This is a genomic window from Empedobacter sp. EJD.6dd (assembly GCF_057369435.1).
This window is the reverse complement of record NZ_CM170667.1, coordinates 1,769,276-1,794,868: the sequence shown is the minus strand read 5'-3', so window position 1 is coordinate 1,794,868 and position 25,593 is coordinate 1,769,276. Positions and strand designations below refer to the sequence as shown.

General features: G+C 29.3%; 28 protein-coding genes. 22 read left to right on the top strand and 6 right to left on the bottom strand.

The features are described 5' to 3' along the window. Nucleotides 1-71: 71 nt before the first annotated feature. From coaE to nusB, 4 genes are all read right to left on the bottom strand, one after another. Nucleotides 72-674: a dephospho-CoA kinase gene (gene coaE / locus AC2I98_RS08485; protein ID WP_486411283.1), complete on the bottom strand. Its 603-nt coding sequence runs from the start codon at nucleotides 672-674 to the stop codon at nucleotides 72-74. A gap of 70 nt (nucleotides 675-744) precedes the next feature. Next, nucleotides 745-1,101, bottom strand: coding sequence for a preprotein translocase subunit YajC (gene yajC / locus AC2I98_RS08480; protein ID WP_486411282.1), 357 nt, complete (start codon nucleotides 1,099-1,101; stop codon nucleotides 745-747). A 24-nt stretch (nucleotides 1,102-1,125) separates the two neighbouring features. Next, complete coding sequence (locus tag AC2I98_RS08475) at nucleotides 1,126-1,617, bottom strand: DUF1573 domain-containing protein (RefSeq protein WP_486411281.1); 492 nt, start codon at nucleotides 1,615-1,617, stop codon at nucleotides 1,126-1,128. 44 nt (nucleotides 1,618-1,661) lie between these two features. Then, nucleotides 1,662-2,684 (bottom strand): transcription antitermination factor NusB, encoded by a 1,023-nt coding sequence (gene nusB / locus AC2I98_RS08470; RefSeq protein ID WP_486411280.1) that lies wholly within the window; start codon nucleotides 2,682-2,684, stop codon nucleotides 1,662-1,664. Between nusB and AC2I98_RS08465 the strand changes: the two genes are divergently transcribed. From AC2I98_RS08465 to AC2I98_RS08455, 3 genes are all read left to right on the top strand, one after another. Continuing rightward, a complete protein-coding gene (locus AC2I98_RS08465; protein WP_486411279.1) occupies nucleotides 2,675-4,432 on the top strand; it encodes an ABC transporter ATP-binding protein in 1,758 nt (585 codons plus the stop codon). The two genes, nusB and AC2I98_RS08465, sit on opposite strands and share 10 nt — an antisense overlap. Nucleotides 4,433-4,548: 116 nt before the next feature. Continuing rightward, nucleotides 4,549-4,929, top strand: coding sequence for a PUR family DNA/RNA-binding protein (locus AC2I98_RS08460; RefSeq protein ID WP_486411278.1), 381 nt, complete (start codon nucleotides 4,549-4,551; stop codon nucleotides 4,927-4,929). A gap of 109 nt (nucleotides 4,930-5,038) precedes the next feature. After that, complete coding sequence (locus AC2I98_RS08455) at nucleotides 5,039-5,440, top strand: DUF6896 domain-containing protein (protein WP_486411277.1); 402 nt, start codon at nucleotides 5,039-5,041, stop codon at nucleotides 5,438-5,440. A 124-nt stretch (nucleotides 5,441-5,564) separates the two neighbouring features. On the opposite strand, the gene sucC is transcribed toward AC2I98_RS08455, so the two are convergent. Beyond that, nucleotides 5,565-6,758 carry an ADP-forming succinate--CoA ligase subunit beta gene (gene sucC, locus AC2I98_RS08450; protein ID WP_486411276.1) on the bottom strand — a complete coding sequence of 398 codons (1,194 nt, stop codon included), beginning with the start codon at nucleotides 6,756-6,758 and terminating at the stop codon, nucleotides 5,565-5,567. 286 nt (nucleotides 6,759-7,044) lie between these two features. On the opposite strand from sucC, the gene AC2I98_RS08445 reads away from it, so the two are divergent. From AC2I98_RS08445 to AC2I98_RS08435, 3 genes are all read left to right on the top strand, one after another. Beyond that, entirely contained in the window at nucleotides 7,045-7,719 is a 675-nt protein-coding gene (locus AC2I98_RS08445; protein WP_486411275.1) for an ABC transporter ATP-binding protein, read from the top strand. Further along, nucleotides 7,719-8,483, top strand: a complete 765-nt coding sequence (locus AC2I98_RS08440; protein ID WP_486411274.1) for a TIGR02757 family protein — start codon at nucleotides 7,719-7,721, stop codon at nucleotides 8,481-8,483. The genes AC2I98_RS08445 and AC2I98_RS08440 overlap by 1 nt, the downstream gene beginning before the upstream one ends. A 116-nt stretch (nucleotides 8,484-8,599) precedes the next feature. Beyond that, on the top strand, nucleotides 8,600-9,250 hold the full coding sequence (locus tag AC2I98_RS08435) for an alpha/beta hydrolase (protein ID WP_486411273.1): 651 nt from the start codon (nucleotides 8,600-8,602) through the stop codon (nucleotides 9,248-9,250). Between the two features lie 42 nt (nucleotides 9,251-9,292). Here the strand turns inward: AC2I98_RS08435 and AC2I98_RS08430 are convergent, their stop codons facing one another. Beyond that, entirely contained in the window at nucleotides 9,293-9,808 is a 516-nt protein-coding gene (locus AC2I98_RS08430) for a hypothetical protein (protein ID WP_486411272.1), read from the bottom strand. A 104-nt stretch (nucleotides 9,809-9,912) separates the two neighbouring features. On the opposite strand from AC2I98_RS08430, the gene AC2I98_RS08425 reads away from it, so the two are divergent. The 16 genes from AC2I98_RS08425 to AC2I98_RS08350 all read left to right on the top strand — a co-directional run bounded on the left by AC2I98_RS08425 (nucleotide 9,913) and on the right by AC2I98_RS08350 (nucleotide 25,593). Continuing rightward, nucleotides 9,913-11,097 (top strand): glycosyltransferase, encoded by a 1,185-nt coding sequence (locus tag AC2I98_RS08425; RefSeq protein ID WP_486411271.1) that lies wholly within the window; start codon nucleotides 9,913-9,915, stop codon nucleotides 11,095-11,097. Beyond that, a complete protein-coding gene (locus AC2I98_RS08420; protein ID WP_486411270.1) occupies nucleotides 11,084-11,995 on the top strand; it encodes a glycosyltransferase family A protein in 912 nt (303 codons plus the stop codon). Before AC2I98_RS08425 ends, AC2I98_RS08420 begins: the two co-directional genes overlap by 14 nt. Continuing rightward, nucleotides 11,995-13,047: an acyltransferase family protein gene (locus AC2I98_RS08415; protein WP_486411269.1), complete on the top strand. Its 1,053-nt coding sequence runs from the start codon at nucleotides 11,995-11,997 to the stop codon at nucleotides 13,045-13,047. Before AC2I98_RS08420 ends, AC2I98_RS08415 begins: the two co-directional genes overlap by 1 nt. A gap of 1 nt (nucleotide 13,048) precedes the next feature. Beyond that, nucleotides 13,049-13,924: a UbiA prenyltransferase family protein gene (locus tag AC2I98_RS08410; protein WP_486411268.1), complete on the top strand. Its 876-nt coding sequence runs from the start codon at nucleotides 13,049-13,051 to the stop codon at nucleotides 13,922-13,924. Further along, nucleotides 13,914-15,236 (top strand): FAD-binding oxidoreductase, encoded by a 1,323-nt coding sequence (locus AC2I98_RS08405; protein WP_486411267.1) that lies wholly within the window; start codon nucleotides 13,914-13,916, stop codon nucleotides 15,234-15,236. The genes AC2I98_RS08410 and AC2I98_RS08405 overlap by 11 nt, the downstream gene beginning before the upstream one ends. After that, complete coding sequence (locus AC2I98_RS08400; RefSeq protein WP_486411266.1) at nucleotides 15,233-15,958, top strand: SDR family NAD(P)-dependent oxidoreductase; 726 nt, start codon at nucleotides 15,233-15,235, stop codon at nucleotides 15,956-15,958. The genes AC2I98_RS08405 and AC2I98_RS08400 overlap by 4 nt, the downstream gene beginning before the upstream one ends. Further along, a complete protein-coding gene (locus AC2I98_RS08395; protein WP_486411265.1) occupies nucleotides 15,958-16,548 on the top strand; it encodes an HAD-IB family hydrolase in 591 nt (196 codons plus the stop codon). The genes AC2I98_RS08400 and AC2I98_RS08395 overlap by 1 nt, the downstream gene beginning before the upstream one ends. A 30-nt stretch (nucleotides 16,549-16,578) precedes the next feature. Beyond that, complete coding sequence (locus AC2I98_RS08390; protein WP_486411264.1) at nucleotides 16,579-18,087, top strand: hypothetical protein; 1,509 nt, start codon at nucleotides 16,579-16,581, stop codon at nucleotides 18,085-18,087. Next, nucleotides 18,087-19,232, top strand: coding sequence for a glycosyltransferase (locus tag AC2I98_RS08385; RefSeq protein ID WP_486411263.1), 1,146 nt, complete (start codon nucleotides 18,087-18,089; stop codon nucleotides 19,230-19,232). Before AC2I98_RS08390 ends, AC2I98_RS08385 begins: the two co-directional genes overlap by 1 nt. 2 nt (nucleotides 19,233-19,234) lie before the next feature. Continuing rightward, nucleotides 19,235-19,786, top strand: coding sequence for a serine O-acetyltransferase (locus AC2I98_RS08380; protein ID WP_486411262.1), 552 nt, complete (start codon nucleotides 19,235-19,237; stop codon nucleotides 19,784-19,786). A gap of 63 nt (nucleotides 19,787-19,849) precedes the next feature. Further along, entirely contained in the window at nucleotides 19,850-20,854 is a 1,005-nt protein-coding gene (locus AC2I98_RS08375; RefSeq protein ID WP_486414068.1) for a glycosyltransferase, read from the top strand. After that, a complete protein-coding gene (locus AC2I98_RS08370) occupies nucleotides 20,854-21,843 on the top strand; it encodes a glycosyltransferase family 2 protein (RefSeq protein WP_486411261.1) in 990 nt (329 codons plus the stop codon). The genes AC2I98_RS08375 and AC2I98_RS08370 overlap by 1 nt, the downstream gene beginning before the upstream one ends. A 114-nt stretch (nucleotides 21,844-21,957) precedes the next feature. Continuing rightward, complete coding sequence (locus AC2I98_RS08365; RefSeq protein ID WP_486411260.1) at nucleotides 21,958-22,968, top strand: EpsG family protein; 1,011 nt, start codon at nucleotides 21,958-21,960, stop codon at nucleotides 22,966-22,968. After that, complete coding sequence (locus tag AC2I98_RS08360) at nucleotides 22,959-23,705, top strand: glycosyltransferase family 2 protein (RefSeq protein ID WP_486411259.1); 747 nt, start codon at nucleotides 22,959-22,961, stop codon at nucleotides 23,703-23,705. The genes AC2I98_RS08365 and AC2I98_RS08360 overlap by 10 nt, the downstream gene beginning before the upstream one ends. Beyond that, nucleotides 23,692-24,795 carry a glycosyltransferase family 4 protein gene (locus AC2I98_RS08355; RefSeq protein WP_486411258.1) on the top strand — a complete coding sequence of 368 codons (1,104 nt, stop codon included), beginning with the start codon at nucleotides 23,692-23,694 and terminating at the stop codon, nucleotides 24,793-24,795. Before AC2I98_RS08360 ends, AC2I98_RS08355 begins: the two co-directional genes overlap by 14 nt. A 54-nt stretch (nucleotides 24,796-24,849) precedes the next feature. Further along, nucleotides 24,850-25,593, top strand: a complete 744-nt coding sequence (locus tag AC2I98_RS08350; RefSeq protein WP_486411257.1) for a polysaccharide biosynthesis/export family protein — start codon at nucleotides 24,850-24,852, stop codon at nucleotides 25,591-25,593.

Genomic DNA, 25,593 nt, shown 5'->3' with positions numbered 1-25,593 from the left:
TATTTTTTATTGAATGATTAAAAATAGTTTAATCTTTTCTAATTTCTATCTTTTTGTTAAAATTTGGACGATTAAATCATTTTTTTGATTTTGATAAACGTTTCTTCCACTTCATTTTTCAAGTGAGCTAAATCGCCATTATTATCAATGATAAAATCTGATTTAGCGATTCGTTCTTCGTCCGAAATCTGATTGTTTATTCTTGCAAGAATTTCTTCTCGTGATAAACCATCTCTTTCTACAGTTCGTGCAATTCTCGTTTCCAGATCAACCACTACACTTATCACAACATCGCAATCTTTGTAACTTCCACTTTCTATTAAAATAGCAGCTTCTTTCATCACAATATCCGATTTTTGAGCTTTTTTCCAATTTTCAAAATCTTGGAAAACTGCTGGATGAACAATTGAATTTAAAATGTTCAACTTTTCATTGTTCTGAAAAACTTGTTTGGATAGATATGGTTTATTTAAACCGTATTCATTGTACGAATCTTCTCCAAAAGCTTTTATAATTTTAACTTTTACTTCGGAATTTTCATTCTGAATGATTTTCGCTCTTGTGTCAGAATTATATACAGGAATGCCTAATTCCTCAAAGAATTTTGCTGCGGTACTCTTTCCAGAGCCTATGCCACCTGTAATTCCTACTACAAAAGGTTGGTTGTTTTTCATGGTTTGAAGTTAAAAAAATGCCGAAGAATAATTCCTTCGGCAATCAGTTAAATATATGTTAACCTTAATTTTAGTTTTTTTCTTCTACAGCTTTTTCTGTTTTTTCAGCTTTTTCTGTAGTTTTTCCGTAACGTGCAGCAGTTAATTCACGAGAAATGGCAGCTTTTTCAAATTTAATTTTCCCAGCTCCAGTTTCAATTACTACAGCATCATCGTAAATCTCATTGATTTTACCGTGAATACCAGATGTTGTAACAACTTGGTCTCCTCTTTTGATGTCTGTTTGGAATTGTTTCTCTTGTTTTGCTTTCTTTTGTTGTGGACGAATCATGAAAAAATACATAATCACGAACATACCTCCGAACATCAAAAGCATCGACATACCTCCGCCTTGAGCACCAGCTTGTAAAAAGATTGTTTGAATCATTTTTATATTTTAATGGTTTAATATTTATTGTCCAAATGCTTGTTGAGCATTTTGGTCATTTGCAGTTGCTCCAATAACGTTAGCAGAAATGTCAAATTTTTCGTGACCGTTTACTGTATTTGTTACTAAAGTGACTGTTTTTTGTTGTTTACCGTTCATATTTCCAGCTGTATAAACAACTTTTATAGAATCTGTAGCTCCTACTGCAATTGGAGTAGAAGGGAATTCTGGAACTGTACATCCACAAGTTGCTGAAGCATCACGAATAACCAATGGTGATTTACCGTCGTTTTTGAACTTGATATATGTTTCTACTTTATTATTAGCTTGTACATCTCCAAAATCGTGGTTAGCTTCAGCTAATGTTAAAACTGGAGCAGTAGCAGGATCTACAACATTTTCAGCTTGTTGTGCTGTTTCTTCTGCTGTAAAGTTATCGCTTGCTTTTTTTTCTCCACAAGAGCTGATTGCGAATGATAAGGCGAATGCACCTAAAATAAATAATTTACTTTTCATTTTTATAATTATTTGTCTCAGTCAAATTTAAGAAAAAATAAGGATTATAATAAACCTCTACCGTATTTTGGTAAATTATTATTGTCTTTTAACTCTTTTAGGGTTTTGTCTAAGATTCCGTTAACAAAAACACGTGATTTTTCTGTAGAATAATTTTTCGCTAATTCTACGTATTCGTTGATTGTAACCTTTGCTGGAATATTTGGGAAATATAGAAATTCTGTCAAAGCCATTTCCAAAATAATCAAATCGATAGTTGCAATACGCTCTAATTCCCAGTTATCCGCTTTTTCGTCAATCATTTTTTTCGTTTCGGCTTGATGACGAATTGTTTTACGGAATAATTCTTCTGTAAATTTTTTGTCATCTAAGTCTTTGTAAACTTTGAATAATGAAATCAATGGTGAACTATTTTGACGGAACGATTTTATTGTGGTGTGTACCATCGCATTTGCAATATGTACATCATCTGCCCAAGTAATTTGAATTCCCTCTAAGTAATCGTGTAAATCTTCGTATTCAGCAATCAATTCTACAAAAAAGTCCATAATAAACTCTTTATCTTCCTCAAAAGATCTCTTGTCATTGCTCATGTACGTTTTGTACGCTTCGCTTTCTGTAAGGCTTTTATAGATATTGTTTGGATAAGAATCATAAATATCCCAAAGTAAAAATTTGTTGTCATTCGAATAACGAGACAACTCAAGATTTTCTTCTAAAATTTTGAAAACTTTATTTTGAACAAATTTTAAATTTGGATTTAAATCTTCTTCGGTTGGAAAGTTTTTTGATTTTGCAAGTTCAATTTTATGCTCAGCAATGTCTTTTTGAACTTTAATCAAATTTAGGATATAAATGTACAAATCATAGATTTGATCGATACTTTTCATCATATTTTTCTCGACCGTCCTTTCCTCGCCTTCAGTTCCTAAACTATTGTAAGCATAGATATTCTGCATTACTTTTTCGCGTAGTTGTCTTCTTCCCAACATAATTTCAATGATATAACGTCTAATAAATTGATGCAAAGGTAAAAAAAAGAATGTAATTTTGTTTTGTGAAATCATTACAAAAGTTAAATAAATTTTTATGGAAGTATAAATGGAAGCTATTTTGGGGTTTCGTTTTTACTATTTGTGCCAATTGGGTACAAGTTTTTTCCGTAACATATATCAAAGAAGCAATCAATACGGTTGAAGAATTATTACAGAATTTTAAAAATAATGGAACAGGCAATCTTGATTTATTAAAACAAGGCTTGATGTACACGAGTTTGGCGTTCTTCTTTTTTAAAGTTTTGGGTGGTGCTTTGACTGTAGGAACGCGACAAATGATTATTGTGGCATCTCGTTATATTGAGTTTGATCTAAAGAATGTGATTTACGATAAATATCAAAAACTGTCATTGTCGTTTTATAAAAAACATAAAACGGGAGATTTGATGAATCGTATCACCGAAGATGTTGGTTTGGTGCGCATGTATCTTGGACCAGGAATTATGTATCCAATAGATTTGATGTCTCGTGTAGTTATTATTGCTTATTTTATGTTACAAATTGATAAGGAATTGACGTTATATACATTAGCTCCTTTGCCAGTTTTATCGCTATTAATTTACAGCGTAGCACGAAATATAAATAAGAAAAGTAAACGTGTACAAGAACAACAATCTACAATTTCGTCGTCTGTACAAGATACATTTGCTGGAATTCGTGTGATAAAATCCTTTAATTCAGAAGAATTTATAAAGTCTAAATACGAAGGTGAAGCAGATGAATATCAAAAACGTGCATTAAATTTAGCTCAAATTCAAGCTGCTTTTGGTCCTTTGATGGTTGTGGTTGTTGGTGTTAGTAATTTGGTTATTTTATATTTAGGAGGAATAAAATACATACAAGGTACAATGGATATTGGTTCTATTGCTCAATTTTTCCTTTACCTAAATATGTTAATTTGGCCTTTTACTTCTCTTGGATGGATTACAATGGTAGTTCAACGTGCAGAAGCATCGATGTTCCGTATCAACGAATTTTTGAATGCTGAAACTGATGTGAAAGAGAAACAATTGGTTAATCATGAAGTAGAAGGAACAATCGAGTTTAAGAACGTTTCTTATGTTTACGAAAATACAGGAATTAAGGCGTTAGATAATGTTTCGTTCAAAATTAATAAAGGAGAAACTTTAGCTATTCTTGGTAAAACAGGTTCAGGAAAATCAACAATTGCATTATTAGTAGCTCGTTCCTTAGAACCATCTTCAGGTGAAATTTTGATTGATGGAAAAAATATTCATGATATTAATGTCGAATCAATTCGTGAAGAAATTGGCTATGTTCCGCAAGAAGCATTTCTATTTTCAGATTCTTTGACCAATAATATTTTATTCGGTACAGATGATGATGACGAGAAAACAGCTGAGTTTTATGCGAAGAAAGCAGTTGTACATGATAATATTGATCGATTTAAAGAACGTTATGAAACTGTAGTAGGTGAACGTGGTGTAACACTTTCTGGAGGACAAAAACAACGTGTTTCTATTGCTCGTGCATTGGTAAACGATCCGAAGATATTAATCTTTGATGATAGTTTGTCTGCAGTAGATACAGAAACGGAAGAGCAAATTCTGAATAATTTGGCTTCGGAGATAGAAGGTAAAACAACAATCATCATCACACATCGTGTTTCCTCTGCTAAGCGTGCAGATCAGATTTTAGTATTAGAAGATGGGCATGTTTTGGAGAATGGATCGAACAGCGAATTATTAAATAAGCATGGATATTATTACGAATTGTATAATAAACAGCTTCTTGATTAAGATAATATTTGCTTAATTCATAAAAAAATAGAAATTAATTGTCTAAAATGTTGTTGTTTTCTTAATTTTTTTTAGATTTGTTAGGAAACATTTAACAATTAAACTCTATTAGACTTATGAATGATTTTGAAAACCAAGAAAAGGTGGATGCAGAAGGAGTCTTTTCTAAGGTATTAAGGGCTGGAAGAAGAACTTATTTTTTCGACGTTCGCGAAACACGAGCTGGTGATTATTATTTGACAATTACAGAAAGTAAAAAGAATACACAAGACGATGGAAATGTGTATTATAAAAAACATAAAATCTATTTGTATAAAGAAGACTTTGAAAGCTTCAAGGAAATGTTAGACGAAACAACAGATTTTGTTTTTGCACAGAAAGGACAAGAGGTTATTTCGGAAAGACATCAAAAAGATTTTGATCCAAAAAATAAAGTTGTAAGTAAAGATGAAACGGAAGTGGAGTCGTTTACGAATATCGATTTTGACGATATATAGACTTTTTTAATATGCGTAAAAGGAAACCTCCTCTCAATAGCTGAGAGGAGGTTTTTATTTTATTAAAAGTAAATTAAATACATAATAACTTATATAAATGATTAAAATTATGATAGATATACAATTACATTTAAGAATTTATAGGTCATTCATTATTTCATTTGAAGAAGCGCTAAAGAAGCATTATGATATAAATGATAATTTATATGAAGATCATATAGGTGTTTTATTCGAACGAAAGGGAAGTATAGATGATTTTAATTACCGATTTCATGGAGGTGGTTGCGAAGTTATTCAAAATAACATTATTTGTGATTATAACTTTATTCCTTATGATGAGGATTTGAAATATCAATACACAATATGGAATTTATATAAATTTATAAAAAGTAATTCTGATATAAATATTACAGAAGAAAAATTAAAAAAAGAAATAGAAGCTCTTGTAGAAATAGGACAAATAAGAAAACTTGTTATTGATAATAAAGTTTATGATACATATTTTCTATAGAAAAAAACAAAGTTCAAATTTTTAGTAACTAAAATAGTTCTTTTGTTATTATTAAAAATAAATTGAATAAAAAAACTCCCAAAGTTTCCTTTGAGAGTTTTTAGATATTGTAACTAAACTAATCTTAGTTTAATAATTCTTTTACTTTATCAGCAGCATCTTGTAATGTAACTGCAGAGTGAACTTGTAATCCAGAATCGTCAATCATTTGTTTAGCGATTTCAGCATTTGTTCCTTGTAAACGAACAATGATTGGAACATTGATAGCGTCTCCCATGTTTTTGTAAGCATCTAAGATACCTTGAGCAACACGATCACAACGTACAATACCACCAAAGATGTTAACTAAGATAGCTTTTACATTTTCGTCTTTTAAGATGATACGGAAAGCTTTTTCTACACGTTCAGCATCAGCAGTACCACCAACGTCTAAGAAGTTAGCAGGATTACCACCAGATAATTTGATGATATCCATAGTTGCCATTGCTAATCCAGCCCCGTTAACCATACATCCTACGTTTCCGTCTAATTTTACGAAGTTTAATCCAGCTTCACCAGCTTCAACCTCAGTTGCATCTTCCTCTCTTGTATCACGTAAAGCAGCGATATCTGGATGACGGAATAATGAGTTGTCGTCGATAGTTACTTTAGCATCTACAGCGATAATTTGATCGTCAGATGTTTTAAGAACTGGGTTAATTTCGAACATAGAAGCGTCAATCGCTACATATGCATTATATAAAGCAGTGATAAATTTAACACCGTCTTTGAAAGCGTTTCCTGATAAACCTAAGTTGAAAGCAACTTTACGCGCTTGGAATCCTTGAATACCTACCGTTGGATCAATTTCTTCTGTAAAGATTTTGTCTGGTGTAGATTCAGCAACTTCTTCGATATCCATTCCACCTTCTGTAGAATACATAATCATGTTTTTACCAGTTGCACGATCTAATAATACAGATACGTAGTACTCTTCTGTTTGAGATTCACCTGGATAATAAACATCCTCAGCGATTAATACTTGATGAACTTTCTTACCTTCAGCAGAAGTTTGAGGAGTCACCAATTGCATTCCGATGATATCGTTTGCTCTTTCTTTAACTTCGTCCAAGTTTTTAGCAAGTTTTACTCCGCCTCCTTTTCCACGACCACCTGCGTGTACTTGTGCTTTTACAACATGCCAACCTGTACCAGTTTGCTCAGTTAATTGTTTAGCAGCTTCTACAGCTTCTTCTGGTGTACTTGCTACGATTCCTCGTTGTACTTTCACACCATATTTACTAAGAATTTCTTTTCCTTGATATTCGTGAAGATTCATTTTTTTTGATTTTTCAATTACAAAAATAAAAATATTGTTGATGTATTCTAAATTTTGCCATATTAATTTTATCAGCTTCTGCTAAAAAAGTAATTAATATTGTTTATTTAGAGGTTACAAGGTACGAATATTAATGATATAGAAAGTCAAAACATATATTATATAAATTTTAAATCGTATTTGATACACTATTTGATTTTTAAAGATTCTGATAAAAAAAGATTGTTGTCGAAAAAACTTATAACTTATAACTTAAGACTTAAGACTTAATTTATATCTTTACCTCATGATAAAAGCAGAAAATATTGTCAAAAAATTTGGTGAATTAGAAGTGCTAAAAAACGTTTCTTTATCGATCACAGAAAGAGAAATTGTTTCTATAGTTGGTGCCTCTGGAGCAGGAAAAACAACGTTACTTCAAATTTTAGGAACATTAGAAAAAAGTTCTGAACCAAAGAAATATAATACTTCTATTCAAATTGCAGGACAAGATGTCACAAAATTGAATGACCGCGATTTGTCAAAATTCCGCAACGAAAATATCGGGTTTATTTTTCAGTTTCATCAATTGTTGCCAGAGTTTAATGCAATAGAAAATATTTGTATTCCGGCTTTTATCAAGAAAACAAAAAAAGCAGAATCCGAAAAACGTGCAAAAGAATTGATGTCATATCTAGGACTTTCGCAACGTTTGACACATAAACCAAATCAGCTTTCTGGTGGTGAACAACAACGAGTGGCAGTTGCACGAGCTTTAATTAATCAACCAAAAGTTGTATTTGCAGATGAACCTTCAGGAAATTTAGATTCTAAAAATGCAGAAGAACTGCACGAATTATTTTTTAATCTTCGAAATGAATTTGGACAAACTTTTGTCATCGTAACTCATAACGAAGAATTAGCGAACATGACCGATAGAAAATTGGTGATGGCAGATGGTATTTTTCAAACAGAAATTTAATGACACAAACCGAATTAAAGGATTTTTTAGACGAAAAAGTTCTTCAATATAATACATTAGATTTCATCGACTCTGATCCTGTTCAGATTCCACATCGATTTTCAATTAAAGAAGATATAGAGATTGCAGGTTTTTTAGCCGCAACTATTGCTTGGGGAAATCGAAAAATGATCATCAATAACGCAAATAAAATGATGCTGTTGATGGGAAATTCGCCATATGATTTTGTGATGAATTTTTCTGAAAGTGATTTGAATAATTTGGATGGTTTTGTGCATAGAACATTTAATAGCGAAGATTTAAAGTTTTTTATGAAATCGCTGCGTCATATTTATCAACACCATGGTGGATTGGAACAAGTTTTTGCTAAACATCAAACTTCTGACTCAATGCAAATTTCAATTTCAAATTTCAAACAAACTTTTTTTGAAGTTGAACATTTATCACGAACAACAAAGCATATTTCAGATCCATTAAATAATTCGGCTGCAAAACGCATTAACATGTATTTACGTTGGATGATTCGTGATGATAATCAAGGTGTAGATTTAGGAATTTGGAAATCTATTCCAACTTCTATTCTTTCGTGTCCATTAGATGTCCATTCAGGGAATGTCGCGAGAAAATTAGGGATTTTGATACGTAAACAAAATGATGCTAAAGCACTAAAAGAATTGGATACAAAATTGAGAGAAATGGATGTAAATGATCCTGTAAAATATGATTTTGCGTTATTTGGATTAGGTGTTTTTGAAGGGTTTTAGAAATATTTTTTTTAACGTGTAAAGTTGCATGAATAATAAATATATGGTATTCAATATTTTTTTGAATACCATTTTTGTTTTATATAAATTGTACTTTTATCCAAAATAAATACAAAATGAAAGAATTAAATAATATAAAATATATTGAAAGACCTCCGGTTGTAGCAACTGAAAAAACGCCTCTATTTGTCTTGATTCATGGTTATGGAAGTAACGAAGAAGATCTGTTTTCGTTTGCACAAGATTTACCACAAAATGCACATATTGTAAGTGTGCGTGCGTTGCATGATATTATGTATGGCGGATATGCGTGGTATGACATCAATTTTGTGAACAATGAAAAGTGGATGGATGAAGCACAAGCAGTAGAATCACGTAATAAATTGGTTGAATTTATTGATGCAATTATTACACAAGAGAATTTGGATACCGCAAATGTAACGTTGATGGGATTTAGTCAAGGTGCGATTTTGAGTTATGCAATTTCTTTGAATAATCCAGAAAAGATCAAGAATGTTGCAATTTTAAGCGGTTATCCAGAAGCTAAAATTATTGGAGATTTTGATCAAAAGAAAGATTTTTCTAATTTAAATTTTTATGTTTCGCACGGAACAGACGATGTCGTGTTGCCGATAGAGTTGGGAAGAATGGGGGATGAATTCTTAAAATCGATGAATATCAATTTCGAATATCATGAATACAGAAGTGGACATGGAATTGTACCTCAAAATTATTTTGATTTAATGGATTGGATCAAAAGATTCTAATAATCAATGATGAGGTTTTGAAATTAAGTTCAGAGTCACATTCTAAATAAATTTGACTTCTATGGCGTCGCCGTGATATTCCTTGAACGAGGCGTCATAGAACTCGATATTGGTATAACGATAAAGTAATTCTGTTAACTCTTTTTTCAAAATTCCTTTTCCATAACCATGAATCAAAATCAATCGAACTTGACTTTCGAACATAGCACGTTCTATTTCATTTCTCGCTACATCTAATTGCGTTTGTATAATTTCGGCATTATCCAAATTGCGCCAATTATCAACCAAATTTTCGATATGTAAATCAACTTCTCGCGTTAAATATGGATGACGATGAGATTTACGAAATGTTTTGAATTTTGGTTTCGAAAATTCTTTTATCTCCACGTTGCGATATTCTTCGTAATCAATCTCAATATCTTTGATAATCTCATCTTGGCGATACTCATACTCAAAACCAAACTCATCATTAAAGTAAACAAACTCACCTTTTAATTTGGTAATTGTCCCCGAAATGTTATCATCAATCACTTTAACTTTTGTTCCAATTTTGAACATTTTCAAATTTTTCTGCAAAATTAAGAATTATTTTATGAGTTTTTAGATTGTTGTATTATTCAATTCAAAATCAATGTTGTATTTTTGTTCATTAAACTAACCAAATGTCAAATCAACCTAAAAAAATAAAAGTACTTTTTAGGCTTCGTTCGTTAGAAATGGGTGGAGTTCCAAGAGTAGTTTTAGATTTATTGCGAAACTTATCAAAAGATAAATTCGATTTTACTTTGATGCTTAATTTGTATCAAGGAGAATTAATCAAAGAAATTCCCACAGATATTAAAGTAATAATTGTAGAAAAAGGAAAAGAACAAATGAGTTCTAATCCATTTATTCAAAAAATGCAATTGGTTTGGCGCAGGTTAAAATTAGAAGTTTATGATCAATTTCCTTCAATATTATATCAACTAAAAGTTCCAGAAAAATACGATATTGAGGTTTCACCAGGTTATGCAGAATTTGATATGGTATTGAATTCGCCAGATAAAAAATCTCGTAAAATTGGCTGGTTTCATACAGACGTTAGTTATGATACTGATCAGCAAAGAGTTTTGAGTCGTATCGAAAAAATGAGAAGATTTGATTTCATGATTTTTGGTTCAAAACAAACACGTCAGGTGATTGATGATTTGTATCAAGTTAAATATCCAAAATCGACTGTAATTTATAATGTAATAAAAGTAGATGAGGTTTTGAAAAAAGCCGAACTTTTTGAACATTCTTATAAAACTGATTTACCAGTTTTTTCGTCTATGGGGCGTTTGCATCATCGTAAAGGCTATCATGCATTAATGAAAGTACATAAACGATTATTAGATGATGGTTTTAACCATAAAATTGCTGTCATTGGTGGTGGAAATGAAATGGGGAATTTGAAAAAACAACGTAAAGAATTAGGTGTAGAAGATTCTTTTTTATTGTTAGATTCTCAAACAAATCCTTATCCCTATATCAAAGCTTCTGATTATTTTATTTTACCTACACAATCGGAATCTTATCCACTTGTTATAGGAGAAGTGATGTGTATGCGAAAGCCAATTATTTCGACTAATGTTGGTGGTATTTCGGAGATGATTGATCATGGTATAGATGGGTTTTTAATAAATTATGACGAACAAGATATGTATGAGTCAATGAAACAATTTATGAACGATCCAAAGTTGGTTCAAAAAATTGTAGATGGAACGGAAAATGCGTACTATAAATTTGATGAAAAAGAGATTTACCGCCAAGTTTCAGAAGTTTTCGAACAACAATATCAATTAAAATCAACTAATGAACGAGGTTAAAATAACAATAATTACGCCTTCGTATAATCGTGCCCATACATTATCGAGAGTTTATGATTCATTAAAAAATCAAACGTTTAAAGATTTTAAATGGATTATTATGGACGATGGTTCTACAGACAATACCAAAGAAATTGTTGATAACTTCAAATCCGAAGGTTTAATTGATATTGAGTATTTCTGGAATGAGAATCAACATAAATTTATCACCGTTTTTGAAGGAATCAAAAAAGTAACTTCAAAATATTTTATGATTGTGGATTCGGATGATTCATATCCTTTGGATTCGCTACAAATTTTGTTTGATGAGGTAGAGAAAATCAATAATCAAGATGATTTTATTTCTGTCATGGGATTATCTCAATACGAAGATGGAAAAATTGTAGGTCATCAATATCCAAATAATGGTTTTGATGGATCTATTTTAGATATGCGTTACAAGTATAAAGTGCGTGGAGATAAGTTTGGAATATTTATAACGCAGACTTATCAACAATTGTTGAAAAACTTTGATTATTCATCTTTTCAGAACAAAGGATATATTCCCCAGTCGGTGTTTTTTAATACTTACGATGCAGCAGGAATCAAGACAAGATTTGTTAATAAAGTTGTTCGTAACTACCATTTGGATGAAGCAGATGAGAACTCAGTTTCAAATACACGCTGGACAGGAAAAAACACATTTGGTTTGATGGAAGGTTATAAGTCATTCTTAAATTCTTATGGATCAAAACTTTTTACTTACCCGAAAGCATTAATTCGTAATTTAGTTGGATACCAAGTCTATTCTATGATTAATCATAACAGTTTTTCAAAAATCAATAAAGGATTGAAGCACTTTAAATTGTTGTCAATACTTATATACCCGTTGTCGTTTATTTATTTTAAATTGAAGTAATGGATAGAAATAGGATAAAGGTTTTTGATAGCTTAAGAGTTTTTGCTATTCTTTCAGTTTTTTTACATCATTATTATAGTTCAAAAGTTTATCCCGAATTAGGAGAATTATTTTTTTATGGAGCATATGGAGTTCCTTTATTTTTTATTATTTCAGGATTTGTAATTTCCTTAACACTTGAACGAACAGATAATTTTAAAACTTATTTAAAAAATAGATTTATTAGATTATCACCTGCTATGATAATTTGTTCAACCTTAACCTTTGTATTTTTTTATTCTTTTTACTTAGGTGAAGGTTATGAGAATTCTAAAAATGTTTGGAATTATTTAATAGCTAATACTTTTATCGATCCTCATGTTTTTGATTTATATTCAGGAGAAATTAAATATTACTATTTAGATAATGCTTATTGGAGTCTTTGGGTTGAAGTATGTTTTTATGTTATAATAGGATTATTGTATTTTTTGAATAAAAATAAATATTTATGGTATTTTATCCTTATGTGTATCATAATGATGCCGTTACAAATGATTTTTTATTCTCATTCTGCACGATCTTTTTTATTAAATTATTTCTCAGAATCTCAACTTGATTATTATAGACTTGTTGCAAGGTGTCTAGTACTTTTTAGTGAGTGTATTTGGTTTATTATTGGGATGTTTTTGCTTAAGCTTTATCAAACCAAAAAGAAAACTTTTTTATATATTATTATATCTTTATTAGGTCTATGTGTTTTAAAAGAATTAAATTTTGGAATACTCTTATTTTCTATTTCTGTTTTTATTTTTATACTACTTTTTGTTTATAAACCTAAAAAATTATCTTTTTTAGAACAGCCTATTTTACTAAAAATAGGTACAGCTTCTTATAGTATGTATTTGATTCATTATTATTTAGGTGTTGTTTTTGTCAAGTATTTGAATGATAATTTTAACTTAAGATATCTTTCTCCAATTATTGTAATTGTTTTAGTGATTTTTTTCGGATTAATATGTTATGAGTTTCTCGAAAAAAAATTAATAAAAATTTATAAAAGAATATTAAAATAAAATGACACACTATTTAAAACTTATGCGAATAAATCAATGGGTGAAAAACCTTTTTGTTTTTTTACCATTATTTTTCTCTGGGAATTTATTAAATATCGATTTGTTTATTGAATCGTTTTATGGATTTTTTATTTTTTCTTTTGTTGCAAGTAGTATTTACATTGTGAATGATTATGTAGATATTGAAAAAGATAAAAAACATCCAGAAAAAAAGAATCGGCCTTTAGCGAGCGGTAAGATTTCAAAGCAAAATACGTTAATATTATTTTTTGTTTTGGTAATTTTAACCTCACTTATGCTTTGGATATTTGGAACTTTTCAGGTAGCCATTCTTGTAGGAGTTTATTTTTTAATGAATATCGCTTATTCTTTTAAGCTAAAACAAATTGCTATTCTCGATGTGATGATTATTGCATTCGGTTTTCTTTTACGAGTTTTTGTAGGAGGTTATATGACAGGGCTTTTAGTAACTGATTGGACTATATTGCTGGTTTTTGATTTGGCGTTAATTTTAGCGCTTGGAAAAAGAAGAGGAGAGTTGGTAAACGCAGAATTAATGGGTGTTACAAGAAAATCTTTAGACGGTTATAATCTCAATTTTCTTAATTCAGCTTTGGCGATAACATGTACAGTTGCAGTTATTTGTTATATGATGTTTATACTTTCGCCTGAAACACAATCCAAATTTCATCATTATATTATTTATACCTTTGTTTTCGTTTTTGCAGCGGTTTTGCGCTATTTACAACAGACATTTGTGTACGCTAAAACAGAATCTCCTACCAAATTAATTTTTAAAGATCATTTTCTGCAAATTTTAATTGTGATGTGGGGAATTAGCTATATTTTATTGATTTATTTTAACAATGGAAAATAAAAAATTAACTCCAGTAACCAATTGGGGGCTCTATCCATCTATAAAAGCCAATGTTGTTTCTCCTACAACAATTTTAGAATTACAGGAAGCAATTCTTTCTAATGAGCAACTAATCGCTCGTGGAAATGGACGCTGTTATGGAGATGCATCTTTACAAAATACAATTATATCGACTTCGAAATGGAATAAATTTATTGATTTTGATCGTGAAAATGGGATTATAGAAGTAGAATCTGGTGTTTTATTATCAGATATTTTAGACGTTTCTATTCCTTCTGGATATTTTATTTCGGTAACACCTGGAACTAAGTTTATTACAGTTGGTGGAGCGATTGCTTCTGATGTTCATGGAAAAAATCATCACATTGATGGATGTTTTTCAGATCATTTGATTCATTTTGATTTAATGATTGAAAATGGTGATATTTTGCGTTGTTCGAGAAATGAAAATTCAAATTTATTTTGGGGAACAATAGGAGGAATGGGATTGACAGGAGTTCTACTTTCAGCAAAATTTATGTTGAAAAAAATTGAAACTGCTTATATCAAGAATGAAGCTATACAAGCCAAAAATTTAGATGAAATTTTCGAATTATTTGAATCTTCAGAATCGTGGACGTACAACGTAGCTTGGTTAGATTGTTTACAAAAAGGAGAAAACTTAGGAAAGTCAATTATGTTGCGTGGAGAACATGCTACTTTGGCTGAATTACCTGAGAAATTAAAGAAAAATCCTTTAAAATTAAAGAAGAAACCTACTTTAAATATTCCTTTCTTTTTTCCAAATTTTGCGTTGAATCCATTATCAATCAAAATTTTCAATTGGTTGTATTTTAACAAGCAAGGAAAAAAACATTTGAAGAATGTTGTTGATTATGAAACGTTTTTTTATCCTTTAGATACTGTTCATAATTGGAATCGTATTTATGGTAAAAATGGATTTATTCAATATCAATTTGTTATTCCAAAAGAGCGTGGTAAAGAAGGAATGAAAAAAATCTTAGAGACAATCGCTGTAAGCGGAAATGGTTCTTTTTTAGTTGTTTTGAAATTGTTTGGAGATAATAATCCGCAAGCTTACAATTCATTTCCGATGAAAGGTTATACGTTGGCTTTAGACTTTAAAGTCAACAATAAATTAGAGAAATTAATTATTAATTTAGATAAAATTGTGATGGAATTTGGAGGACATATTTATCGTACAAAAGATGCAATGTCTAATCCTGTATTAACAGATTATTTACAGAACATCGAATCGTTAAAATTTGAGTCGATGCAGAACGAACGTATCAATAGATTTAAGCAGAAATGATAGTATTAGGATCCAATTCAGATGTGGCAATAGCTTTTGTAGAAAAGGTTTTGAAAGAAGGAAAACGTTTTCCAATAGTTTATTTATTTACATCGAATGTTGATAAAACAGTTAAGTTAGCACAACATTTTTTTGCTAAATATGAGCAACAATGCGAGGTTGTTCATTTTGATTTGACAAAAGATAATGATTATTCTTTAATTTCTCATATCGATTCTGAATTATTGTTTTGTGCATCTGGATATTTAGGAAAAAATTCGGAAGAAGGTTTATATGACGATTGGAATACAAAACAAATAGTAGAAGTTAATTACTCAAAATTAATTGTCTTAATTAATTATTTTGCACAGAAATTTGAGGCAAAAAGTTCGGGAACTATCATTGGGTTGTCTTCTGTAGCTGGTGAACGTGGTCGTCAAAGCAATTTTATTTATGGTTCTGCAAAAGCTGGGTTTACTGCATATTTAGCAGGATTAAGAAATTATTTGTTTCATAAAAAAGTGCATGTGATGACAGTTATTCCTGGATTTATGGATACTAAGATGACAGCAGATATAGAAACACCAAAGCCATTAACAGCACAACCAGATCAAGCAGCAGATATTATTTATAAAGCTTATTTGAAAAAGAAAAACGTCGTTTATGTAACATTTTTGTGGTGGGGAATTATGATGATTATTCGTAATATTCCTGAGTTTATTTTCAAAAAACTAAAAATGTAATGAATCGTAATTTATATCTTTTTGATTTTGATGGAACTTTAACAAAGAAAGATACCTTATTCGATTTTTTAAAATTCTCTTTTTCTAAAGTTTATTTTATTAATTATCTGATATTTATTCCATTATTTGTCGCTTCTAAATTAAAGATAATTGAAGCTGCTATTGTGAAAGAAAAATTTATTTCAAAATTCTTAAAAGGTAAATCTTATGTTGAAATAAATGAATTGGCTCAAAATTATTTTGAACAAAACCATCAATCATTAATATATCCAAAAGCAAATGAATATATCAAATCTTTAAGTAATTATCATGATAAATTTATTGTTTCAGCTTCAATAGATTTTTGGATTAAACCTTTCGCCGACTATTATGGAATGGGATTAATTTGTACAAAATCAAAATTTGATGAACAAGGTTTTTATACAGGAAATTTTGATTCACCAAATTGTAATTACGAGGAGAAAAAACATAGAATCGAAAAAGAAATTGATTTATCCTTATTCGATGAAATTATTGCTTTTGGCGATACAAAAGGAGATGAAGCAATGTTTTCATTAGCTTCTCAACCTAATTATAGATATTTTAATTAAAACCCTATATTTGCAAACCAAACCTAATTTATGAAAGATTCTTTGAATAAGAGTAGAATTTTTATTGCATCAATATTAATTATACTTCTAAAATCTATCTTTTTCTTTACACGCCATATTCAGGAAGATGCTTTAATTTCATGGCGAGTTGCTCGAAATATTATTGAGTATGGAGTTTATGGCTATAATGGAGCAGAAAAAATATCCGCATCCACTACGCATTTGTATGTTTTTATAGGTGTTGTATTTCAATCAATTTTTGGAGAAGTAAATTTTATTTATCCGCTACTTATTTTCAATACAATTGTATTTACAATAGGTGTATATTGGTTAGGAAAGTTGTTCTTTAATTCGACAAATAAGATTATACTTTTTATTTTATTTGTAAGTTTTCTTCCTCCTGCTATCAAAATGTCGATTTTGGGAATGGAATTCGGTTTGCTTTTCTTTTTTTATGTTACTTTAATAAAATATGGACTTATAGAGCGTAAGAATTGGGCTTTTATTGTTATGCCAATTTTAATTCTTTGGACACGTATTGATACGTGTATATTTTTAGGTTTGTTATTTGTTTACGATGTTATTCAACAACGTAAATGGAATACGACATTAATGATTGGTGGAATTTTAGCCGTTTTTTCAACAGTAGCTTTTAATTGGTTTTATTTTGGAGAAATAGTAAATAATACTATTACATCTAAGAAAAATAATTATGCGAATCCTACATTATTAGAGAGATTTGTGGAATTTAAATATTTTGGGCCTAATTATTTTGGAATAATTAAATTTCCGACATCGATTTATAATTTCTCAACAATTATATTGTTTTTTGTAGCATTACTATGTTTAGTTTTTTTATTTAGAAAATGGGATTCCACTAAAAAGAAAGTTGTTGGATTTCTATTTCTTTTTGGATTTGTAAAGTCAATCATTTTTGGAGCTGCTAATTCTTGGTTTGATTGGTATTATTGGATTCCACAGATTTGCTTGTTCTTACCAATAATTTTAGTTGTTTTAGATTCAGAAAAATATAAAACTTTTTCAATTTTATATTTCGTTGTCATTTTTATACCTTTTACGGGATATCAAGCTATACATTCTATTGCAACAGGACATGGAGAGTGGAATTATGCGCGAAAGATAGGGTTGTATTTAGATTCAATAGAACCAAATAAGAATAAATATATTTTTCTCGAACCAGCCGGATATATTCCTTATTTTTCAAAATTAAGAGTGATAGATTATGTAGGTTTAGTTGATAAGCGTTTAACAGATGAAAATATAGTGAAAAATGGACAAGCTGTTGGTTTTTCAAATTTGATAAACAAAGCTAAACCGGACTATATTTTAGAAGATCACAAACCAATGTTTAAAGGGGAATTGGCTGATAAATCAATTTATAATGAGTATGAATTGATTAAAGAATTTAAAGTAGCTGATGTTGCGAAATCTGATAATCAAATTTTAGATAAAATATATAAATTCAAGCCTTCAGGACGAGATTTTTACTTGTATAAACATAAATCTACTGCAAAATAATGTCAGCTAAAAAGAAAATATTAATACGTATTGGCTCGCTTCGTCATGGAGGTGCCGAAAAAGTATTAGTAACTTTTTTGAAAAATTTATTACCGGATAAATACGAAATAGATTTATTGTTAAATCTTTATTCAGGAAAATATTTAAAAGATGTTCCGTCTTGGATCACTATTTATTATCTGAATAAAGGTGAAATGATTACAACAAATCGTTTAAAAGATATTCCTCAAAAAGCATTTCGAGTGGGGTATCAAACAGTTTTGAAGAGATTTCCGAAACTGCTTTACAAGTTTATTTTACCGAATAAAACGTATGATATAGAATTTGCAGCAATTCATGGAATAGCAGATGATATTTTACATTCACCAATCAAATCTTCAAAAAAAATAGTTTGGATTCACAACGATTTATCTAATATTCCTGAATATACAGAAGAACGATTAAAATCATTTTTCAGATTTGATAAAATTTTGGTGATTTCTGATAAGATTAATCAATTATTTTTAGATTTAACTTCTTCACAAGAAGAAAAAAATAAAGTAGTTCGTATTTATAATCCGATTGATGTTAATGAAATTAAAGCCTTGGCAAAAGAAGCTTGTGATTTAACGAAGGTTGAAAATCAACCGACATTTGTATCGATTGGAACAGTTTTCCCACAAAAAGGATTTGATCGTTTATTGAGAGCACATCGTCGTTTGTTAGATGAAGGTTTTCCTCATCAAGTTTGGATTGTAGGTGATGGATACGATTTTCCAAATATCAAAAAATTGGTTGATGAATTAAAAGTTGAAGAAACAGCTAAATTAATTGGGTTTAAAGAGAATCCTTATCCATATTTTGTATCTGCAGATTATTATATTTTATCATCTCGTTACGAAGGTTATCCAACCGTTTTGTTTGAGGCTTTAGTTTTAGCTAAACCTATTGTTGCAACTGATGTTTCTGGTGTCCGTGAAATATTGAACGATGGAGAATTGGGTTATATTATAGATAACGAAGAAGATGCGATATATCAAGGAATGAAGTATTTTATTCAGAATCCTGATATTGCAATAAATCATAAGCGTATAATTGAAACAAAATCCTTACCTTTTGAGTTAGGAAATGCTGTTAAATCAATTGAATATCATTTAAACAATTAAATATGAAAACAATTATTCAAAAAGATTTTTATCGCAACTTTGGGTATTGGACAAACTCACCTTTTCTAAAAGGCTTTATGAGTCCAGGTTTTCGATTTATTTTTTGTTTGAGAAAAGCACAACAATATTCTTCAAATAATCCTATCGGAATTTTTTATCGCTTATTATTACGTCGATATTCTATAAAATATGGTTATCAAATTTCTGCTAAGACAGAGATTGGTCCTGGTCTTAATTTGGGACATTGGGGAACTGTTGTAATTAATCCAAAATCTAAGATTGGTAAAAATTGCAATATAGCTCATGGAGTGACTTTAGGACAAACAAATAGAGGGAAGTTGAAAGGTTTTCCTACTTTGAAAGATGATGTTTGGGTTGGAACAAATGCCGTAATTGTTGGCGGAATTACAATTGGAAATAATGTCTTGATTGCACCAAATAGTTATGTAACGCAAGATGTGCCAGATAATTCTATTGTGACAGGAAATCCGATGACAATAATTTCGAATGAAAATGCAACAGAAGGTTATATTAATAATAGAATCGAAGATTAAGATTTGAAAACGATACTTTTTATATTACCAGACCTTAATCAAGGAGGAGCAGAGCGAGTGATTATGACACTTTGTAATGAATTGGATCGAACAAAGTTTTGTCCAAAATTGGTATTGTTTAAAAAACAAGGATATTATCTGAATTATTTAAAAAATGATGTTGAAATTATAGAATTAAATATTTCACGAATTCGATATTCAATTTTTAAAATCATTCCATTAATTCGAAAGTTAAAACCTGAAATTGTTTTTACAGGTTGGGGAGAAATTTCGGCATTTTTATCACCCATTATTTCTTTTTTTCCAAACACGAAATTTATTACACGTGAAACAAATGTGGTTTCGAAACACGTGACACGTAAAGAGATTTTATTTTTTTATCGTTTTTATAATAATTTTCATCAAATTATTGCACAAAGTGATGATATGAAAAATGATTTGATTCAGACGTTTAATATTTCTGAAAATAAAATCATTAAAATTAATAATCCTGTTGATTTTGATTTAATTAATCGATTAAAATTGGAAAATGTTTTTGTCAATTTTAACACGGGCTATAAAAATATAGTCGCAATCGGTAATCTTTCACCAAGAAAAGGATTCGATTTGTTATTAAAAGTAATGAATAAGTTAAAAAATGAAAAAATTAAATTGACAATTCTTGGAGATGGAGCTTTTAAAGAAGAGTTGCTTGATTTGAAAGAACAATTAGAGTTATCAAATGTTTCTTTTTTGGGAAAAGTGAGTAATCCGTTTGTTTTTTTAAAACAAGCTGATTTGTTTGTACTTTCTTCCCGTTACGAAGGTTTTCCGAATGTTTTGTTAGAAGCTGGTGCTTGTGGAACATATAGTTTAGCAAATAATGCGCCTGGAGGAATAAATGAAATCATAGAAAATAAAATAAATGGAGAGATTTTTCCGATTGAAGATTCGGAAGGTTTTGCTCAAAGAATAAAAGAAGTTTTGAATGAATCTCATGATAAAAGCAAAATCGTAAAAAGTATTCATTCACGATTTAGTAAACAAATAATTATTCAACAATACGAATCAGTTTTTGATAATATATAATGCCAATTCAACCTAAAATATCAGTTATTGTTCCTGTTTATAACACCGAAAAATATCTTTCGAAGTGTTTAGATTCTATTTTGAATCAAACGCTAAAAAATATTGAAGTGATTGTAGTAAATGATGGTTCTAAAGATAATTCGCAAACGATTATTAATCAGTATAAAAATACTGATGTGAGAATTATTTCTATTCTGAAAGATAATGGAGGTTTGAGTGATGCACGAAATGTTGGAATAAAAAGAGCATCTGGTGATTATATAGCATTTGTAGATTCGGACGATTACATCGATTTAGAAATGTTTGAAAAAATGATTGATTTAGCAGAAGAACACCAATCAGAAATTGTGTTGTGTGATTTGGTAAAAGTGGACGAAAATGGAACTGAATTTCGTGATTTACCTCAATCTCCACAATTACCTTCAAAAATTGTGTTGAAAGAAGATCTTACAATTTTTGGAGAAATGAGTTGTTTTGCTTGTAATAAAATTTTCAAAAGATCGTTGTTTGATCATCATCAATTTAGAAAAGGAATTCATTTTGAAGATATTGAGCTGATTCCAAAATTAGTTTTAGACTCAACAGTTATTTCTAAAATTAATGAACCATTTTATAAATATTACGAACGCCAAGATTCTATTACTAAATCGCATACAGAAAAAGGTTTGGATATGTTTCTTGCTGTAAATGAAGTGACAAATTATTTTTATAAGAGTAAATATAATACATTTGCAACTGAGTTAAAACGTTTTCAAATAATTCAAGGATATTATTCATATTTAGCCTATGTTGCTTATGTGAAAGACAATTTTTTGAAACGAAACATGTTGCTCGCTTTAAGTGATTTTTTGCAACACTGTAACTTAACAAAAAAAGAACTTAAAAATTACAAACGTTTTAATAAAAACTACTTAAATTCACTATCATTGAAAAAAAGAATTTATTATCGTCTATCCTTTATTAATCTTCAACTATTACTAAAATTTTAATTTGAAGTGAGTTTAATTTATTTATTCATATTTGCTTTTCTCGTTGTTGCTTCTTTTTTCGAATTTTCTAATAAAAAAGTTAGTAAGCAATTATATGTATTAATTGTAATTATAATGGCTCTAACAGCTGGATTTGGATATGGACTTAGTCCAGATTGGATTGCTTATTTTAAAACTTTTCAATTATTAGGTGATGTTTCCTGGTCTGAGTTTGATCGTTTTGCTGACATGGCAAGTATGGAGAAGGGTTATTTAGGTTTAAATAAGTTACTTGTTGATTATGGTTTCGATTTTGGAATGGTAACATTAATAATTGCTACCACTTCATTAATATTAAAAACTACAACGTTTTATAAATACGGAGGTTTTCCATTTTTAGTTCTCTTTATCTACGCAATGCCTAACTTTATGTTCGAAGAACATGTTCATATTAGACAGGGTTTAGCAAACGCAATTGCATTATATTCAATACGATATATTATTGATAGAAATCTTATTAAATTTTTAATTTGTATAACGATTGGTTTTCAATTTCATGAATCAATAATTGTTTTCATTTTAGCCTATTGGATCGCTCCAATGAAATTTGATGAAAAGTTGATAGGTTGGTTGATTGTAGTAGCTATAATTGGATTTTACACCGGACTAAATTCTATTATTGAAGTAGTTATGCAATATATGCCAATTGGTCAAGATAAGTTTGAAAGTTATCAAAGTCAATTATATGATCAAGGAGATGGTGTTGCGATTGGTGATTTTGTGAAAATTATTTCAATTTTATCTATTATTGTATATAATAAATACGCTGTACATGATAAGTTATATTGTTATTTCCGTAATTTATTTGTTGTTGGAGTGTTATTATATTTTTTCTTAGGTAAAGGAATTTTTGGTGTTAGATTACCTGGTTTTTATTTAGTATTTTTAGGTTTAACTGTAGGTAGATTAGTGTATGCTTTTGATGGAGATAAATTTAAAAGGAATTTTATTTACATAAGTTTTGTTTTATATACCGTATTGTTGATATTTTGGTTTCAAGTTAAACAGGCTCATAAATCAAATTTTGCAAACTATAAAACAGTTTTTAATAAAGAGGCTATTTACGGCTTATGGAGATGGAATTAGTATCAATTATTACACCTTGCTTTAATTCGGAAAAGTTTCTTTTAGAGACATATCAGTCAATAAAAAGTCAAACATATTCGAATTGGGAATGGATTATTGTAGATGATTGTTCAACAGATCGTTCAGTAGAAATAATCAATTCCTTTTTAGATGATAGGATTAATCTAATTATTCTGCCAAGTAATCAAGGTGCAGCAAAAGCAAGAAATTTGGCTTTAAGAAAAGCAAATGGACGTTATATTACATTTATTGATAGTGATGATTTGTGGTTGCCTAACTTTTTAGAAACGACTATTCAATTTTTGATTGAAAATAAAGAAGAGTTGGTTTATACAAGTTATAAAAGAGTTGATGAACATTTACAACCATTGTTAGAAGATTTTATTGCAATTGATAATGTTGATCGTAAACGAATTTTATACAATTGTCCAATCCCAATGTTAACATCAGTTTATGATTCGAAAAGAATTGGAAAAATTTCAGTTCCTGATGTAGAGTTACGTGAAGATCATGCAATGTGGATTGATTTGTTGGATAAAATAAAATATGCGAGAGCAATTAAAGAACCTTTTGCTGTATACCGAATTAGAAACAATTCAGTTTCGCGAGATAAATTTAAAATAGCAAAAAAACAATATAATGTTTATAGAAAATATTTGAAGATGAATGTTTTGAAATCATCTTATTATACTTTTTTTTGGGCATTAAATGGATTAAAAAAATATGGAAAACTTTAAGTTATTAGAATATCTATATACACTAAATATTTCTCCGATTTATGTTAATATTTTTGGAGCATATTTTTTTGCTTTGATAATTACACTAATATCAATTCCCAAGATTATTAGAATTTCTTACAAAAAACAATTAATGGATGTTCCTGGTGAAAGAAGTTCACATTCGAATAAAGTTCCAACATTAGGAGGTGTTGCTTTATTTTTTGGAATAGTTGTTTCCACATCAATTTTTGCAACAGATTTAGGTGTTAATTACTCTTTCTTTTTATCAGCAATTACAATACTTTTTTTTATTGGCTTGATGGATGATTTACTTGTCGTTGCTCCTGATAAAAAATTGTATGGACAGGTAATTAGTACTATATTGATTATTTTTGGATCTGGAATTTTGATTAACTCCTTTTCAGGATTATTTGGAATTTATGAAATACCTTATTTTATAGGAGTTTTACTCACAATATTTGTCTTTATTGTGCTAATTAATGCATTCAACTTAATAGATGGTGTCGATGGACTTGCGGCTGGAATAGGTATTGTTATCAGCCTATGTTTTGTCTATATTTTTTACAGAATTTTCGATTACGGAATTGGAATATTAGCAGTTAGTACTTTAGCTGTTTTAATAGGATTTGGACGATATAATCTTTCTAATAAGTTTCGAATATTTATGGGTGATACAGGATCTATGGTAATCGGTTTTATTTTAACTTTTATGGCGATTCGTTTCTTGTATATCAGCGAAACTTCAAATTTAGGATTGAAAACTGGACCAGTTATTTTACTTTTTATTTTTGTAATTCCAATTTTAGATACTATATCAGTTTTTATGATTAGAATCCTTCGTAAAAGAAGCCCATTTTCTCCAGATAAAAATCATTTACATCATCAGTTTTTAAAATTAGGTTTTAATCATATACAAACTTCTATTATATTAGTATTAATTAACATTTTTTTTATATTCGTTGGGTATTATTTTAGAAATATTGAAATTAATAAACTATTTTTGATTTTTATTGTTTTATCAATAAATTTCATTCTCTCTCTAAAGTATCTTGTAGTATTAAAAAATAAAAAAAAAATATCATTATAAACAATGCTTTACTTAAAATCAACTTTAACCAAAACCGCTATTTTATTGATAATTATGAATCTATTTTCATGTATATCACTTAAAGATGTTCAATTAATTCAACCAGATCAGAATCTTAAACTTGATTCTAATGGAAAAATTGCTTTTGACAAACCAGAATATTATATACAGAAAGGAGATAGAGTTTTAATTAATGTCTCAAGTGCTTCTAAAGAGTCTATGGGGATTTTAAGTGACTTTATTTCTTCTGGAAATCAAACTTTTGTCTTAGGAGAAAATGCTGGAGTTCTTGTCAGAAAAGATGGAAATATAGAGTTGCCAAGAATAGGAGATATTTATATTGAAGGTTTGACTATAGAACAAGTTAGAAAGAAAATTCAAACTGAGTTTTATAAAATTTACGATGAAAAGGGAACTTTTATAGATGTTAATTTAGCTGGTATTGAATATACAATTGTTGGCGAAGTAAGCCAAGGAACGTTTAGGGCTAATAAAAGAGATTTAACAATTTTAGAAGCTTTTGCTAAAACAGGTTCAAATAATATCTACGCAGATTTAAAAAATGTTCGTATAATAAGAACAGACTTAGATGGAACAAAACAAGTTTATGTAGATTTAACAAAAGAATCTATTATGAATTCAGAATATTATTGGGTTCAAAATAATGATATCATTGTTGTAAATCCTCGTAAAGAAAAAGTTTGGGGTGTAGGGCTTAATCCATTAAGCGTTGTCACAACAGTTATGGGGGCAATTGCTACAATATTAGGAGTTTATTTATTTTTTGATAAAATATAG

What these genes read in the sequence shown, in the direction of transcription:
- nusB (WP_486411280.1), bottom strand. Translation starts at nt 2,684, where the DNA reads ATGATTTCACAAAACAAAATTACATTCTTTTTTTTACCTTTGCATCAA.
- AC2I98_RS08375 (WP_486414068.1), top strand. Translation starts at nt 19,850, where the DNA reads ATGACACTTTGTAATGAATTGGATCGAACAAAGTTTTGTCCAAAATTG.
- AC2I98_RS08360 (WP_486411259.1), top strand. Translation starts at nt 22,959, where the DNA reads ATGGAATTAGTATCAATTATTACACCTTGCTTTAATTCGGAAAAGTTT.
- AC2I98_RS08390 (WP_486411264.1), top strand. Translation starts at nt 16,579, where the DNA reads ATGAAAGATTCTTTGAATAAGAGTAGAATTTTTATTGCATCAATATTA.
- sucC (WP_486411276.1), bottom strand. Translation starts at nt 6,758, where the DNA reads ATGAATCTTCACGAATATCAAGGAAAAGAAATTCTTAGTAAATATGGT.
- AC2I98_RS08420 (WP_486411270.1), top strand. Translation starts at nt 11,084, where the DNA reads ATGAACGAGGTTAAAATAACAATAATTACGCCTTCGTATAATCGTGCC.
- AC2I98_RS08455 (WP_486411277.1), top strand. Translation starts at nt 5,039, where the DNA reads ATGATAGATATACAATTACATTTAAGAATTTATAGGTCATTCATTATT.
- AC2I98_RS08355 (WP_486411258.1), top strand. Translation starts at nt 23,692, where the DNA reads ATGGAAAACTTTAAGTTATTAGAATATCTATATACACTAAATATTTCT.
- AC2I98_RS08365 (WP_486411260.1), top strand. Translation starts at nt 21,958, where the DNA reads ATGGCTCTAACAGCTGGATTTGGATATGGACTTAGTCCAGATTGGATT.
- AC2I98_RS08415 (WP_486411269.1), top strand. Translation starts at nt 11,995, where the DNA reads ATGGATAGAAATAGGATAAAGGTTTTTGATAGCTTAAGAGTTTTTGCT.
- AC2I98_RS08430 (WP_486411272.1), bottom strand. Translation starts at nt 9,808, where the DNA reads ATGTTCAAAATTGGAACAAAAGTTAAAGTGATTGATGATAACATTTCG.
- AC2I98_RS08350 (WP_486411257.1), top strand. Translation starts at nt 24,850, where the DNA reads ATGAATCTATTTTCATGTATATCACTTAAAGATGTTCAATTAATTCAA.
- AC2I98_RS08460 (WP_486411278.1), top strand. Translation starts at nt 4,549, where the DNA reads ATGAATGATTTTGAAAACCAAGAAAAGGTGGATGCAGAAGGAGTCTTT.
- AC2I98_RS08445 (WP_486411275.1), top strand. Translation starts at nt 7,045, where the DNA reads ATGATAAAAGCAGAAAATATTGTCAAAAAATTTGGTGAATTAGAAGTG.
- AC2I98_RS08395 (WP_486411265.1), top strand. Translation starts at nt 15,958, where the DNA reads ATGAATCGTAATTTATATCTTTTTGATTTTGATGGAACTTTAACAAAG.
- AC2I98_RS08370 (WP_486411261.1), top strand. Translation starts at nt 20,854, where the DNA reads ATGCCAATTCAACCTAAAATATCAGTTATTGTTCCTGTTTATAACACC.
- AC2I98_RS08400 (WP_486411266.1), top strand. Translation starts at nt 15,233, where the DNA reads ATGATAGTATTAGGATCCAATTCAGATGTGGCAATAGCTTTTGTAGAA.
- AC2I98_RS08380 (WP_486411262.1), top strand. Translation starts at nt 19,235, where the DNA reads ATGAAAACAATTATTCAAAAAGATTTTTATCGCAACTTTGGGTATTGG.
- yajC (WP_486411282.1), bottom strand. Translation starts at nt 1,101, where the DNA reads ATGATTCAAACAATCTTTTTACAAGCTGGTGCTCAAGGCGGAGGTATG.
- AC2I98_RS08405 (WP_486411267.1), top strand. Translation starts at nt 13,914, where the DNA reads ATGGAAAATAAAAAATTAACTCCAGTAACCAATTGGGGGCTCTATCCA.
- AC2I98_RS08410 (WP_486411268.1), top strand. Translation starts at nt 13,049, where the DNA reads ATGACACACTATTTAAAACTTATGCGAATAAATCAATGGGTGAAAAAC.
- AC2I98_RS08440 (WP_486411274.1), top strand. Translation starts at nt 7,719, where the DNA reads ATGACACAAACCGAATTAAAGGATTTTTTAGACGAAAAAGTTCTTCAA.
- AC2I98_RS08475 (WP_486411281.1), bottom strand. Translation starts at nt 1,617, where the DNA reads ATGAAAAGTAAATTATTTATTTTAGGTGCATTCGCCTTATCATTCGCA.
- AC2I98_RS08435 (WP_486411273.1), top strand. Translation starts at nt 8,600, where the DNA reads ATGAAAGAATTAAATAATATAAAATATATTGAAAGACCTCCGGTTGTA.
- AC2I98_RS08385 (WP_486411263.1), top strand. Translation starts at nt 18,087, where the DNA reads ATGTCAGCTAAAAAGAAAATATTAATACGTATTGGCTCGCTTCGTCAT.
- AC2I98_RS08425 (WP_486411271.1), top strand. Translation starts at nt 9,913, where the DNA reads ATGTCAAATCAACCTAAAAAAATAAAAGTACTTTTTAGGCTTCGTTCG.
- coaE (WP_486411283.1), bottom strand. Translation starts at nt 674, where the DNA reads ATGAAAAACAACCAACCTTTTGTAGTAGGAATTACAGGTGGCATAGGC.